The sequence below is a fragment of the Mesorhizobium sp. LNJC391B00 genome (assembly GCF_000502535.1).
In the GTDB taxonomy this organism is placed as follows: Bacteria; Pseudomonadota; Alphaproteobacteria; order Rhizobiales; family Rhizobiaceae; genus Mesorhizobium.
This window is the reverse complement of record NZ_AYWI01000001.1, coordinates 582,915-595,861: the sequence shown is the minus strand read 5'-3', so window position 1 is coordinate 595,861 and position 12,947 is coordinate 582,915. Positions and strand designations below refer to the sequence as shown.

The 12,947-nt window shown below is 62.2% G+C and carries 12 protein-coding genes, 1 tRNA gene and 1 riboswitch; of the genes, 8 read left to right on the top strand and 5 right to left on the bottom strand.

The window, feature by feature from the left end:
• Positions 1-39: 39 nt before the first annotated feature.
• Positions 40-261, bottom strand: a complete 222-nt coding sequence (locus X750_RS0132185) for a DUF6460 domain-containing protein (RefSeq protein WP_031242510.1) — start codon at positions 259-261, stop codon at positions 40-42.
• A gap of 221 nt (positions 262-482) precedes the next feature.
• Between X750_RS0132185 and X750_RS159960 the strand changes: the two genes are divergently transcribed.
• Positions 483-556 (top strand) — tRNA-Gly (locus X750_RS159960).
• Positions 557-560: 4 nt separating this feature from the next.
• On the opposite strand, the gene X750_RS159965 is transcribed toward X750_RS159960, so the two are convergent.
• Entirely contained in the window at positions 561-1,568 is a 1,008-nt protein-coding gene (locus X750_RS159965; RefSeq protein WP_023669640.1) for a LysR family transcriptional regulator, read from the bottom strand.
• A 293-nt stretch (positions 1,569-1,861) separates the two neighbouring features.
• On the opposite strand from X750_RS159965, the gene chvE reads away from it, so the two are divergent.
• From chvE to X750_RS159990, 5 genes are all read left to right on the top strand, one after another.
• Entirely contained in the window at positions 1,862-2,932 is a 1,071-nt protein-coding gene (chvE, locus tag X750_RS159970) for a multiple monosaccharide ABC transporter substrate-binding protein (RefSeq protein ID WP_023681943.1), read from the top strand.
• 152 nt (positions 2,933-3,084) lie between these two features.
• Entirely contained in the window at positions 3,085-4,617 is a 1,533-nt protein-coding gene (mmsA, locus tag X750_RS159975) for a multiple monosaccharide ABC transporter ATP-binding protein (protein ID WP_027049369.1), read from the top strand.
• Positions 4,614-5,900 (top strand): multiple monosaccharide ABC transporter permease, encoded by a 1,287-nt coding sequence (mmsB, locus tag X750_RS159980; RefSeq protein ID WP_023669637.1) that lies wholly within the window; start codon positions 4,614-4,616, stop codon positions 5,898-5,900. Before mmsA ends, mmsB begins: the two co-directional genes overlap by 4 nt.
• A 202-nt stretch (positions 5,901-6,102) precedes the next feature.
• Positions 6,103-7,098 carry an AraD1 family protein gene (gene araD1 / locus X750_RS159985; RefSeq protein WP_023746697.1) on the top strand — a complete coding sequence of 332 codons (996 nt, stop codon included), beginning with the start codon at positions 6,103-6,105 and terminating at the stop codon, positions 7,096-7,098.
• Between the two features lie 27 nt (positions 7,099-7,125).
• Complete coding sequence (locus tag X750_RS159990) at positions 7,126-7,575, top strand: hypothetical protein (protein ID WP_023750003.1); 450 nt, start codon at positions 7,126-7,128, stop codon at positions 7,573-7,575.
• A 16-nt stretch (positions 7,576-7,591) separates the two neighbouring features.
• On the opposite strand, the gene X750_RS159995 is transcribed toward X750_RS159990, so the two are convergent.
• Positions 7,592-8,362: an ABC transporter substrate-binding protein gene (locus X750_RS159995; protein ID WP_023681945.1), complete on the bottom strand. Its 771-nt coding sequence runs from the start codon at positions 8,360-8,362 to the stop codon at positions 7,592-7,594.
• A gap of 101 nt (positions 8,363-8,463) precedes the next feature.
• Positions 8,464-9,558 (bottom strand): 2'-deoxycytidine 5'-triphosphate deaminase, encoded by a 1,095-nt coding sequence (locus X750_RS160000; RefSeq protein WP_023738218.1) that lies wholly within the window; start codon positions 9,556-9,558, stop codon positions 8,464-8,466.
• Positions 9,559-9,698: 140 nt separating this feature from the next.
• Positions 9,699-9,776: riboswitch (SAM riboswitch) on the top strand.
• A 57-nt stretch (positions 9,777-9,833) separates the two neighbouring features.
• Here X750_RS160000 and X750_RS160005 point away from each other — a divergent pair.
• Positions 9,834-11,024 (top strand): O-succinylhomoserine sulfhydrylase, encoded by a 1,191-nt coding sequence (locus X750_RS160005; RefSeq protein ID WP_023669633.1) that lies wholly within the window; start codon positions 9,834-9,836, stop codon positions 11,022-11,024.
• Positions 11,025-11,035: 11 nt separating this feature from the next.
• Here X750_RS160005 and X750_RS160010 read toward each other — a convergent pair whose 3' ends face one another.
• Positions 11,036-12,187, bottom strand: a complete 1,152-nt coding sequence (locus tag X750_RS160010; RefSeq protein WP_023669632.1) for a ceramide glucosyltransferase — start codon at positions 12,185-12,187, stop codon at positions 11,036-11,038.
• A 220-nt stretch (positions 12,188-12,407) separates the two neighbouring features.
• On the opposite strand from X750_RS160010, the gene apaG reads away from it, so the two are divergent.
• Positions 12,408-12,800 (top strand): Co2+/Mg2+ efflux protein ApaG, encoded by a 393-nt coding sequence (gene apaG / locus X750_RS160015; protein ID WP_023669631.1) that lies wholly within the window; start codon positions 12,408-12,410, stop codon positions 12,798-12,800.
• The last annotated feature ends 147 nt before the right edge of the window (positions 12,801-12,947 follow it).

Below are 12,947 nucleotides of genomic sequence, written 5' to 3'. Positions count from 1 at the left end.
CCGAAAACCGGTTTCCACTTTTCGGGATCGTGGTCCGCTTCACTTCCGGTAGTTCGCGAGCCTGAGCAGGATGAACACCGGCACGACGATCGCGGCGCCGAGCAGGATATAGCCCAAGAAGCGATAGACCGCGTTGAAGCCGAGGTTCCAAAGATCGATGTAGAAACCCTGGATGTGGTAGAAGACGTCCATCGGCGTCCAGCCGAACGCATTCATGACCAGGCCGACGAGGAACGACACGACCAGCAGCTTGACGATCACCCTGGCGAGTCACCGAGAAAGCGCGTCACTGTGGACAAGGGGCCTGCCTCCAAATTCGGGTGCCCCGGATTTGGGGGTACAGGGGCACGAATACGCACTTGCTGCGCCCGCATCAAGGCAGGCGGACTGGCGCAATCGGTCGGGGTTTCCAACAGCCGTTTCCGAAGAGCTGTCCAAGGCGATTGCCCGAAGCACGCCCGTCATGATATCGAGGAGCCGACGCGGGTATGATGTAATGGTAGCTTGTCAGCTTCCCAAGCTGAACGCGAGGGTTCGATTCCCTCTACCCGCTCCAGTTCCTATCCCACTTCCCGCAAGATAAAATCGTGCAGCATCTTGGCCGCCGGCGACAAGACTCGGTTCTTCACCGTGATCAGGCTGTAGGGCCGGACCTCGATGTCGAACTCGGTCTGGACGACGTCGATGGCGCCGGCGAGACCGTCGGGGTTCTGGATGAATTTTGCCACCTGGATCGACACCGGGGCGATGGCGTCGGACTGCGCCACCATGACCAGGGTGAGCAGCAGCGACGAGGTGTTGAGGATGCGGTCCGGCAGGGCGATGTTGCGGTTCAGGAAATTGCTCTCCATCGCCTGGCGCAGCGGCGACCCGCCCGACTGGAACACCCAGTCGAAGGCGGCGGTGTCCTCCAGCCGCACCGCCCTCCCATTGTTAAGAGGATGGCCATTGCTCAGCGGGTGGCCGCGACGCACGATCAGGCAGGCCTTCTCGACGCCGATGACGCGCGATTCGAACAGCCGCGGATTGAGGTCTTCGGGAACACGGGCGATGATGAAATCATGGCGCGTGGCGATCAGTTCGCGCGCCAGCACATTCGACGTCTCGACCTGCATGGTAATCTCGATGCGCGGATAAAGGCGGCGTATCTCGCGGATCGCCGGGACCGCCAGTTCGATCGCCGGCGCCGTCACCGCGCCAAGGAACACCGAGCCGCCCTTGCCGGCCTTGAGCTCCGATATTTCGCGGTCGGCCTCGCGCATTTCGAGCAGGATCGAGCGCGCGCGCCGGGCCAGCGCCTTGCCGTAAGGGGTGAGCGTGATGCCGCGCGGCAGCCTTTCGCACAGCTTGACCTCGAGCACCGCTTCCATCTCGGAAATCATGCGCGAGGCCGCCGGCTGCGAGATGTTCATCACCTGGGCGGCCGCGCTCACCCGACCGTGATCGTCCAGCGCTGCGATCATGCGCATGTGACGCAGGCTCAAGCCACTGCGCAGAAGTGTCTCGCCATCGCCCGGCAATTCATCGTAACCGCTTGAAATTCCCTGAGGACCTCGTAAAGCCGCCATGCCTTTTCCCGCTTCCGCCACTGTTCCAGCCCGGTCTCGTCATATACCGGTTTTGGTATAGCAACCACCGAAGATCGCATTTGACAGTTATGGCAAAGGGTCACACTTTCGCGCGTCCTCAAGACTTGACGGTCGATGACGAGCAAAATCGTATCGATTTAAATCAAGACTGAGGGCCGATTGGGAGGATACCGGAGATCGATTATGACGGCGGCGGCGCTTTGGCGCATCCGCCCGACTGCGCGGCCCGCGAAGCCCCGAGGTGTCGCGTCCATCAACCAGGGAGAGTTTACGTGAAAATTATCAAGACACTGGCCGCCGTCGCGGCCCTTGGCATCGCTGCCATGACCTACTCGGCGCATGCAGCCGACAAGGGTCTTGTCGGCGTGCTGATGCCGACCAAGACCTCGCAGCGCTGGATCAATGACGGCGATGCCGTCAAGTCCCAGCTCGAAGCTCTCGGCTACACGGTCGACCTGCAGTACGCGCAGGACGACATCCCCAACCAGCTCAGCCAGCTGGAAAACGAAATCACCAAGGGCCCGAAGGCGCTGATCATCGCTTCGATCGACGGCACGACCCTGTCGGACGCGCTGCAGAAGGCCGCTGACGCCGGCGTCGTCGTCGTCGCCTATGACCGCCTGATCAAGAAGACCGCCAATGTCGATTACTACACCACCTTCGACAATTTCGGCGTCGGCGTGATCCAGGCGAACTCGCTGGTCAAGGGCCTCAAGGAGCGCTTCCCGAACACCAAGCCGTGGAACGTCGAACTGTTCGGCGGCTCGCCGGACGACAACAACGCCTTCTTCTTCTACAACGGCGCAATCTCGGTGCTGCAGCCGCTGATCGATGACGGCTCGATCAAGATCAAGTCCGGCCAGACCGGCATGGACAAGGTCGGCACGCTGCGCTGGCTCGCCGCCACCGCCCAGGCGCGCATGGACAACCTTCTGTCGGCCAACTACTCGGACGGCAGCCGCGTCGATGGCGTTCTTTCGCCCTATGACGGCCTGTCGCGCGGCATCACCGCTTCGCTGCGCGCCGTCGGTTACGGCACCGACGCCCAGCCGTGGCCGATCGTGACCGGCCAGGACGCCGAGACTGCTTCGGTCAAGCTGATCATCACGGGCGAGCAATACTCGACCGTGTTCAAGGACACCCGCGAACTGGCCAAGGCCACCGTCGAACTCGTCGACAAGGTGCTCTCGGGCGGCAAGCCGGACGGCCTCGATGAAAAGACCTACAATAACGACGTCAAGGTCGTTCCCTCGATCCTTTTGACGCCGCATGAGGTCGACAAGTCGAACTACCAGGCACTGGTCGTCGACTCCGGCTACATCAAGGCCGACGAACTGAAGTAATCCGTTTATAAAGACAGGGGTCCTGCGCGACGCAGGACCCCTTTCCGTTCACAAGCGACCCCGGTATTGTTTCTACCGGACTTTATTTCCGTGCATGTCGTTGTCTCAAACCGCAAGCACTTTTGAGCGACATGCAACAGGAGGAGCTTGCCCTGATGACGACGATTTTGGAGATGCGCGACATCACCAAGACGTTCCCCGGCGTGAAGGCGCTGTCGAACGTCAACCTCAGCGTCGAAGAAGGCGAGATCCACGCCGTGGTTGGCGAGAACGGCGCCGGCAAGTCGACGCTGATGAAGGTTCTGTCGGGCGTCTATCCCGCCGGCACATATGACGGCCAGATCATTTTTCAGGGTCAGGAATGCCAGTTCAAAGGTATCCATGACAGCGAACACAAGGGCATCGTCATCATCCACCAGGAGCTAGCGCTGGTGCCGATGCTGTCGATCACCGAAAATATCTTCCTCGGCAACGAAAACGCCCGATACGGCGTCATCGACTGGGATGCCAACGAGGCGCGCACCGCTGCCCTGTTGAAGAAGGTGGGCCTCAAGGAGGACCCCAAGACACTGATCACCAATATCGGCGTCGGCAAGCAGCAGCTGGTCGAGATCGCCAAGGCGCTGAGCAAGGACGTCAAGCTTTTGATCCTCGATGAGCCGACCGCGTCGCTCAGCGAGAAAGACAGCCAGGCGCTTCTCGATCTTCTGCTCGAATTCAAGCGACAAGGCATGACCTCGATCCTGATCTCGCACAAGCTCAACGAGATCAACCGGGTCGCCGACAAGGTAACCGTCATCCGTGACGGGCGCACCATCGAGACGCTGGCCAAGAAGGATATCTCCGAAGACCGCATCATCACCTCGATGGTCGGCCGTTCGCTCGACGACCGCTATCCGCCGCGCGAGCCCAAGATCGGCGAAGTCGTGTTCGAGGTGAAAAACTGGTCGGTCTATCACCCGCTCCATGCCGAGCGGCAGGTGATCAAGGGCATCGACATCAATGTGCGCAAGGGCGAGGTGGTCGGCATCGCCGGGCTGATGGGCGCCGGCCGCACCGAATTCGCCATGAGCCTGTTCGGCCGCTCCTATGGCCGCCGCATCACCGGCGAAGTGCTGCTCAAGGGCAAGCCGGTCGATGTCTCCTCGGTAAGCAAGGCGGTCCAACACGGCATCGCCTATGTCACCGAGGACCGCAAGACCTACGGCCTGAACCTCATCGATCATATCAAGCATAACATTACGCTGGCCAATCTCGACGGCGTGTCGCGCCACAGCGTGATCGACGACATGCGCGAACTTGCGGTCGCCAACGACTATCGCAAGAAGACCAATATCCGTGCGTCAAGCGTCTATCAGATGACCGGCAATCTTTCCGGCGGCAACCAGCAGAAGGTGGTGCTGTCGAAATGGCTGTTTGCCGATCCTGACGTGCTGATCCTCGACGAGCCGACACGCGGCATCGATGTCGGCGCCAAGTATGAAATCTACACGATCATCGCGCGCCTTGCCTCGGAGGGTAAGGCGATCGTGGTCATCTCGTCGGAAATGCCGGAATTGCTGGGGATTACCGACCGCATCTACGTCATGAACGAAGGGCGCATGGTGGGCGAAATGCCGGCGGCGGAAGCAAGCCAGGAAAAGATAATGCGCGCCATCGTCCGGGGAGAAGGAAAAGCAGCATGAGCACCGAAAGCGCCCCCGCCCCGCAGGGCAACGTCGCCGACGAACAGCGCCCGCGCATCGCCGTCTCGGCGCTGGCGACGAATTTACGCGAATACGGACTGATCATAGCCCTGATCGTCATCATGCTGTTCTTCCAGTTCACCACGTCGGGGACGTTGTTCAAGCCGGTCAACCTCAGCAATCTGGTGCAGCAGAACTCCTTCATCATCGTGATGGCGCTGGGCATGCTGCTGGTGATCGTATCGGGCTATATCGACCTCAGCGTCGGATCGGTCGCCGGTTTCATTGGCGCGCTGGCGGCAAACATGATGGTCATCTGGCAACTCGGACCGCTGAGCAATCCCCTGGTGGTTTCGATCGTCTGCCTGGTCGCGGGTGGCCTGATCGGCGCCGCGCAAGGGTATTGGATCGCCTATCACCGGATACCGAGCTTCATTGTCACGCTGGCCGGAATGCTGATCTTCCGCGGCATTTGCCAGGCCTTGCTTGGCGGCGGCTCGTCGGTTGGTCCGCTTCCCGACGACTTCAAGATGCTCAGTTCCGGCTTCATCCCGGATGTGATCGGCCCACTGACGCTCGTCCCGCCGGTCGTGAACGCAGCCGGCAAGACCATCATGGGCAGCGGCGTGACCCTGCACATGACGACGGTCGTGCTGGGGCTGATCGCCGTGCTCGCCTATGCCTATTTCGGGGTCCGCACCCGGCGCAAACGAGAACGCCATGGTTATGAGGCCGAGCCCTTCACCCTGTTCGTGGTCAAGACGCTGGTCGCCAGCGCGCTGGCGCTGTTCCTGGTCTATGAGTTTGCCAGCTACCGCGGCCTGCCCGTGGTGCTGCTGGTCATGGGCGTGCTGATCACGTTGTTCGTCTTCGTCACCAAGCGCATGACCATCGGGAGGCGCATCTACGCCATGGGCGGCAATCCCAAGGCGGCGCAGCTGTCGGGCATCAACACCGAGCGGCTGACGCTGATGGTGTTCATCAATATGGGCGTGCTGTCGGCGCTTGGCGGCCTGATCATCGCGGCTCGTCTCGGCCAGGCGGTGCCGGCGGCGGGTCTCGGCTCGGAGCTCGATGTCATCGCCGCAGTGTTCATCGGCGGCGCCTCGGCGATGGGCGGCGTCGGCCAGGTTATCGGGGCGGTCGTCGGCGGCTTCATCATGGGCGTGATGAACAACGGCATGTCGATCATGGGCGTCAATGTCGACTGGCAGCAGGTGGTCAAAGGCCTGGTGCTGCTCGGCGCCGTGATCTTCGACGTCTACAACAAGAACAAGGCCTGACAAGCTTCAGGCGAGGCAAGCAGGAGGCATACGATCGCGGCGCAGCCGGCAAATTGTCGGCATAAGAAGTCCCCCGAGGGATCAAGCTCGCGAGCGCAATCCGGACGAAGAGTTCAACCCGTGGCGCGGCGAGGTCCGAGCCGCGCAGGTCAAGGTTTGCCAAGAGGCATCCAAGGCCAAGCACATGAGAGAGGATTTCATCATGCTAATCTCCCAGATCCTCGACGACGCCGAGACCATCCGCGTCGTCGCCCGCAATGGCGGCGGCAAGACCAGGATCATCAACGGCGCCCGCAGCGTCTATTCGCTGGCCATGGAAGCCGCGCGCACCGGAACGGGCCTCGCCGCGCTGATCGAACGCAAGGGGTTCGGTGAAGCGATAGACCTCGACGCCGTCTACAAGAAGGGCCGGCTGGAGTCGCCGATCAATCATCCCGATCCTGCGCATCTGCATCTGACCGGCACCGGCCTGACCCATCTCGGCTCGGCGGCGACGCGCGATTCCATGCACAAGAAGCTCAGCGATGGCGGCGAGGAGCAGCTTACCGATTCCATGAAGATGTTCCGCATGGGGCTCGAAGGCGGCAAGCCGGCCAAGGGCCAGACCGGCGTGCAGCCGGAATGGTTCTACAAGGGCAACGGCACCATGGCGGTGGCGCCGGGCGCCGCACTGATGTCGCCGGCCTTTGCGCAGGACGCCGGCGAGGAGCCGGAAATCGCCGGCATCTATGTCATCGGCGACGACGGCGCGCCGTTCCGCGTCGGCTTCACGCTGTCGAACGAGTTTTCCGATCATGTTACCGAGCGGGTGAACTATCTGTTCCTGGCACATTCCAAACTGCGCAACGCCTCGTTCGGGCCGGAAATCCTGATCGGCGACCTGCCGGCCGACGTCAGGGGCTCATCGCGAATCTATCGCGACAGCAATTTGCTGTGGGAAAAGCCGTTCCTGTCGGGCGAAGCGAACATGTCGCACACAATCGCCAATCTCGAACATCATCACTTCAAATATTCGGCCTTCCGCCAGCCGGGCGACGTGCATGTGCACATGTTCGGCACGGCGACGCTGTCCTTTGCCGACGGCATCAAGACTCAGGCCGGCGACGTGTTCGAGATCGAGGCCGCGGATTTCGGCCTACCGCTGCGCAACCCGCTGGAGATTGAGCAGCCGGTTAAGGTGGCGGTGAAGGCGCTTTGAGGCAGCATCACAATTTGGGAGCCGGAAATGAACGGAATGCGGCTTGTCATTGTGTTCACGGGCGTGGCCCTGTTCCTGACCCAACCGTCGGTGGCCTTTAGCGCCGGCCAGTGCAGCCCGAAGTCCTATCGTGAAGCCCGTTTGGCGATGACGAGCCGTCTTCTGGCAACCGGCTATTCGAAAGCCCAGGTGAGCTTTCTGATGCGCAACACGGATCACATGACATCAGCGCTTTGCAGCGACAGGCTGAACAACAATGGCAAGGTCTGCGGCATCGACTCCGCCAAGGCCCATGTCCTCGGTTGCCTCGACAAGCAGTTGTTCCCGTTGAAGCGCGGCTCAAACGCTTCGCTCGACGAGGTCAAACTGACCGAAGGCTTTTGGGGCAGGAAACGTTTGGCCGCACGCGAACTGCTGTTTATCGGCCATTTTCATGCCTGCCTTGGCGCCGCGAAAGAGTATCTCTTTCGCGGCTGACGCCGGCGGACGGGACTCAATAAATATCGAAATCGAAATACTTGGCCTGGATCTTCTTGTAAGTGCCGTCGGCGACGATGGCGTCTATCGCCGCATTCAGCTTGTCGCGCAGCGCCGTGTCTTCCAGGCGGACAGCGATGCCGGCTTGCGTCTCGGTGCCCTTGACGTCGCCGACAAGCTTGCAGCAGCCTTCGCTCGCCTTCTTCAGCCAGTCCATCAGCACGAACTTGTCGGAGATGACGGCGTCGAGACGGCCGTTCTGCAGGTCGGTGATCGCCTCTTCCTGGGTGGGGTAGAGTTTCGCCTCGGCGCCGGCCTTGCCATAGGCGTCCTGCGCATAGTCGGCCTGGGTGGTCGAGGCCTGCGCGCCCACCGTCTTGCCGGCAAGGGCTGCCGGTTCGGTGGAAGTGAGGTCGCTGTCCTTCGGCGCCACCAGCGCCAGCGGCGTCGTGTAGTATTTGTTGGTGAAGGCGACCTGTTTCTTGCGCTCCTCGGTGATGCTCATCGAGGCGATGATGGCGTCGAACTTTTTCGCCTGCAGCGCCGGGATGATGCCGTCCCAGTCCTGGGTGACGATCTCGCACTCGACCTTCATCTGCGCACACAGCGCATTGGCAATGTCGATGTCGAAGCCCTCGATCTTGCCGTCCGCGGTGATGGTGTTGAAGGGCGGATAGGCGCCCTCGGTGCCGATCTTCAATTTCTCCTGCGCCTCAGCCAGCGAGCCGGCCGATATCACCAGCATGGCAGCGCTCGCTGCCGATATGATCCATCTTGAAATCTGCATTTTGGTTCCCCTTGCGCGCCGTTCTCTTGCCGGCCACCGAAAGGCAGCCAAGCATGGTGAGGCAGCGCAGGCAAGTATTTTGCCTGACGGTGATCGAAGGTTCAGCCGGCGGGGCGGAAATGCTTGGAGAGCTTGAGGCCTTGCGCCTGGTAATTCGAGCCGAGATCGGTGCCGTAAAGCGCCTGCGGCCGCTTCAGCATGTGTTCGTAGACCAGCCGGCCGACGATCTGGCCGTGGTCGAGGATGAACGGCACTTCGTGGCTGCGCACTTCGAGCACCGCCCGGCTGCCGGTGCCGCCTGAGGCCGAATGGCCGAAGCCCGGATCGAAGAAGCCGGCATAGTGAACACGGAATTCGCCAACCAGCGGATCGAAGGGCGTCATCTCGGCGGCGTAGAGCGGCGGCACGTGCACGGCTTCGCGGCTGACCAGGATGTAGAACTCGTCCGGGTCGAGCACCAGTTCGCCGGCGCCGCTCTTGTAGAGCGGCTCCCAGAAATCGACGGCATCCTGGGCGGCGCGCTTGTCGACATCGACCAAGCCGGTGTGATGCTTGCCGCGATAGCCGACCAGGCCGTTCTGGTCGCCGTCAAGATCGATCGACAGCGCAATGCCGCCGCCGGAAATGTTGGGCGGCTCGGTCGCCACCAGCATCTCGGCGCGGTGCAATTCGTTCAGCTCTGCCTCCGACAACAGCGCGTTTCCGGTGCGAAAGCGGATCTGCGACAGTCGCGATCCGGCGCGCACGACGATCGGGAAGGTGCGCGGACTGACTTCGAGATAAAGCGGCCCGTGATAGCCGGCGGCGATCTTGTCGAACTCATGGCCGCGATCGGTCATCACCCGGGTGAAGATGTCGAGCCGGCCTGTCGAGCTCTTCGGGTTGGCCGAGGCGGACACGTTTGCGGGCAGCGCCAGGCTTTCGAGCAGCGGCACGATGTAGACGCAGCCGGTTTCCAGCACCGCGCCCTCGGCGAGACTGAACTCATGCAATTTCAGCCGGTGAAGCTTGTCGGCCACCAGATGATCGGGACCCGGCAGGAAGGAGGCGCGCACGCGAAAAGCCTTGTCGCCGAGCCTCAGATCGAGGCTCGCCGGCTGCACCTGGTCGACATCGAGCGCGCGCGGCGACTCCAGCGCGCCGGACTGAAACAGCGCGGAAATGTCCTGATCGGGAAGAATGCCTGTCTGCCGCAAAAGGCTGGCTCCGCTCCAAGGTCGGTCTCTTTGTGGCAGGTTCTTGCCGCAAAACCGCTGGATATTATTGCGGAACCTGCCTGGTACAAACCTCTTAATGAAGCCGGCAATTGACGCAAGCGCAGGTGAGGTCTAAAGGGTCGTTATCCCGTGGTGATTTGGCCGGTCGGCTTGCAGCCACGTTAAACAAGTCGCTAAAGGACCGTCGGGCCGCAAGGCCATATGGACCGGTTGCGACTTTCGCGGCCGGTTTTTTTGTGTCTGGAACAAAAGCGATGAGCACCAAGAAGCGTAACTGGAAGCCTCAGACCGCACTCGTGCACGGGGGAACACTGCGTTCACAGTTCGGCGAGACGTCGGAAGCGATGTATCTCACCCAGGGCTATGTCTATGAAACGGCGCAGGCCGCGGAAGCCCGTTTCAAGGGCGAGGAGCCGGGCTTCATCTATTCGCGCTACGCCAACCCTACCGTCGACATGTTCGAAAAGCGCATGTGCGCGCTGGAGGGTGCCGAAGATGCGCGCGCCACGGCGTCCGGCATGGCGGCGGTGACGGCAGCGCTCCTGTGCAGCGCCAAGGCCGGCGACCATATCGTTGCGGCGCGCGCGCTGTTCGGCTCCTGCCGCTGGGTGGTGGAGACGCTGGCGCCGAAATACGGCATCGAGGCAACGCTGGTCGACGGCACCGACATCGCCAACTGGGAAAAGGCGGTGCGGCCGAACACGAAACTGTTCTTCCTGGAAAGCCCGACCAATCCGACGCTGGAAGTGGTCGACATCGCAGCGGTGGCGGCGCTCGCCACCTCGATCGGCGCCAGGCTGATCGTCGACAATGTCTTTGCCACGCCCTTGCAGCAGAAGCCCTTGCAGCTCGGCGCCCATATCGTCGTCTACTCCGCGACCAAGCACATTGACGGCCAGGGACGCTGTCTCGGCGGCATCATCCTGTCGGACAAGAAATGGATCGACGAGAATTTGCACGACTATTTCCGCCACACCGGCCCGAGCCTGTCGCCGTTCAACGCCTGGACGCTGCTCAAGGGCCTGGAGACGCTGCCGGTTCGGGTGCGCCAGCAGACGGAAAGCGCGGCCAAGATCGCGGATTTCCTGGCAGGACGGCCGGAAATCGCCCGCGTCATCTATCCCGGCCGCGCCGACCACCCGCAGGCCGACATCGTCAAGAAGCAGATGACGGGCGGATCGACGCTGATCTGCCTCGACGTCAAGGGCGGCAAGCAGGCGGCCTTCGCCTTGCAGAACGCGCTCGACATCGTGCTGATCTCCAACAATCTCGGCGACGCCAAGAGCCTGATCACCCATCCGGCGACCACCACGCACAAGAACCTCAGCGACGAAGCTCGCGCCGAGCTTGGCATCGGGCCGGGAACGCTCAGGCTGTCGGTCGGTCTTGAGGATACGGACGATCTGCTGGAGGACGTTGCGCAGGCGCTGAAGGCAGCCGGATAGGCCGCGAGGCGTCACGCTCCCGACGAAACCTCTTCCAGTTCGGCCGTCTTGGTGCCGATGGTCATGGTGTTGCCGCGCCAGTCGACGGCGCCGCTCAGCCAGCCGCGCGCCCAGATGGCGGGAAGCATCATGTCGCGGACCATCATCGCCGGGACCATGCGCAGCGACAGATGCCAGCCCTTGGCCGCGGCCAGCGCGCATTCGGGAATGTAGGCCGCCGTCAGCACGGCCATCACCGTGGCCGGCAGGCTGATGCCGGCACTTGCGGCCGCCACCAGCGCCAACGCCAACGGCACGGCGACGCCGGTCAGGATCTCGGGTGCGAAAAACAGTGGGAAGGTGACGCGGCGCAACCGCGCCCAGCGCGCCTGGCGCGACCAGATGTCGGCAAGTCGGCGCTGCCCCAGTGGTTGCTCGAAAGGCGAGGCAACGAGATTGACGTGCAGGCCCAGTCCGTTGACCAGCTTGGTTGCAGCAGCATCCTCGGCGATCTCGGCGGCCAGCGCGCGGATACCGCCATTGGTATCGAGCATCGGCTTGTTCCACAGCATGCTCTTGCCCTGGGCAAAGCCGAGACCGAGCGCCTCGCCGGCATATTGCCAGCGCGCCTGCAGCGTGTTGAGGAACGCGCATTCGACCTCGGCCCAAAAGCCATCCGGCCGAGAGCCGATCGGCGTCGAGCAGATAAGCCCGGTATTGGTCCGCCAGGCCGCCATCAGGTGCTGGACGTAATCCCTTGGCATCAGCACGTTGGAATCCGCCAGAATAACCCAATGATAGCGCGCCGCTTCCCAGCCCTTGACGCAGTTGTTGAGCTTCGGGTTGCTGCTGACGCGGTCGTCGCCGATCAGCAGCCGGGCCGGCACGTTGGGAAACAGGACGATCGCCCTGTTTATCAGTTTGACGACGGGATCGTCGGCGTGAGCGACGCAGAAGATCAGTTCGTAGCGCGGCCAGTCGAGCGAGAAGGCTCGCTGCAGCGTCTCTTGTGTGAACGGCTCCACGCCGCGCGACGGCACGACGATCGAGACCGGTGGCTGCTCGCCGGACGGCGGAGGGATAAGGCGACGCGCTTGCAGTTTCGACGAAGCAAGCAGGATGCTGGCGAGATTGGAAAGAAGCAAAGCGGAGGAAGCGAAGGCGGCTGTGAGAGCTGGTTCCATCGAGATCTGGTCACTCCGGAAAGGCCGCTCGCGGCTGCTTTGTCAGTCGACAGATGGGCCTTGAGTCGCCGGCAAGGTTTGCGCACACCAACATTGTCATGTGTCACTTAAATGACATTGTTGTCGGCACTGCGCTTTGAGGCTGGCAGGACATGCCGCTCTGCGCGTATCAAACCGCATGGCGCGACAAATGTTCCCTGCTGCGCAACCGGAGCAGCCCATGTACCGCGCCGTCACGCGCAACATCGAAGTGCAGGTCAGACCGTTCTACCTGGAGGACCGCTCGGACCCGGCGGAGAACCGTTATGTCTGGGGCTACCAGGTGACGATCGACAACCAGTCGGACGATTTCGTGCAGCTTATGGCGCGTTACTGGCACATCACCGACGGCAGCGGCCGGGTCGAGGAAGTGCGCGGCGCCGGTGTGGTCGGCGACCAGCCTGAGCTCAATCCCGGCGACAGCTATCAATACACGTCAGGCTGCCCGCTCTCGACGCCGTCCGGCTTCATGGTCGGCCACTACACCATGCGCAACAAAAAGGGCGAGACGTTCGACGTCGCTATTCCCGCGTTTTCGCTGGATCTGCCGGGGACCCGACGGACGGTGAATTAGGGGTTTTCTCCCCGTCACTATACGGGGAGAAATGCCCGGCAGGGCAATGAGGGGCAGCGCCAGAGTCATGAGGTTATCTTCCACGCACATGACCTAGGCTATGCGCGGCCATTCACCAAAGTTCGCGCTGCCCTCATCCGCCCTTCG

Bases quoted from the DNA above. Each gene is read 5' to 3' on its own strand.
- mmsB (WP_023669637.1), top strand. From the start codon at position 4,614: ATGAGCACCGAAAGCGCCCCCGCCCCGCAGGGCAACGTCGCCGACGAA.
- X750_RS160010 (WP_023669632.1), bottom strand. From the start codon at position 12,187: ATGGAACCAGCTCTCACAGCCGCCTTCGCTTCCTCCGCTTTGCTTCTT.
- araD1 (WP_023746697.1), top strand. From the start codon at position 6,103: ATGCTAATCTCCCAGATCCTCGACGACGCCGAGACCATCCGCGTCGTC.
- X750_RS159990 (WP_023750003.1), top strand. From the start codon at position 7,126: ATGAACGGAATGCGGCTTGTCATTGTGTTCACGGGCGTGGCCCTGTTC.
- X750_RS160005 (WP_023669633.1), top strand. From the start codon at position 9,834: ATGAGCACCAAGAAGCGTAACTGGAAGCCTCAGACCGCACTCGTGCAC.
- X750_RS159965 (WP_023669640.1), bottom strand. From the start codon at position 1,568: ATGGCGGCTTTACGAGGTCCTCAGGGAATTTCAAGCGGTTACGATGAA.
- apaG (WP_023669631.1), top strand. From the start codon at position 12,408: ATGTACCGCGCCGTCACGCGCAACATCGAAGTGCAGGTCAGACCGTTC.
- X750_RS159995 (WP_023681945.1), bottom strand. From the start codon at position 8,362: ATGCAGATTTCAAGATGGATCATATCGGCAGCGAGCGCTGCCATGCTG.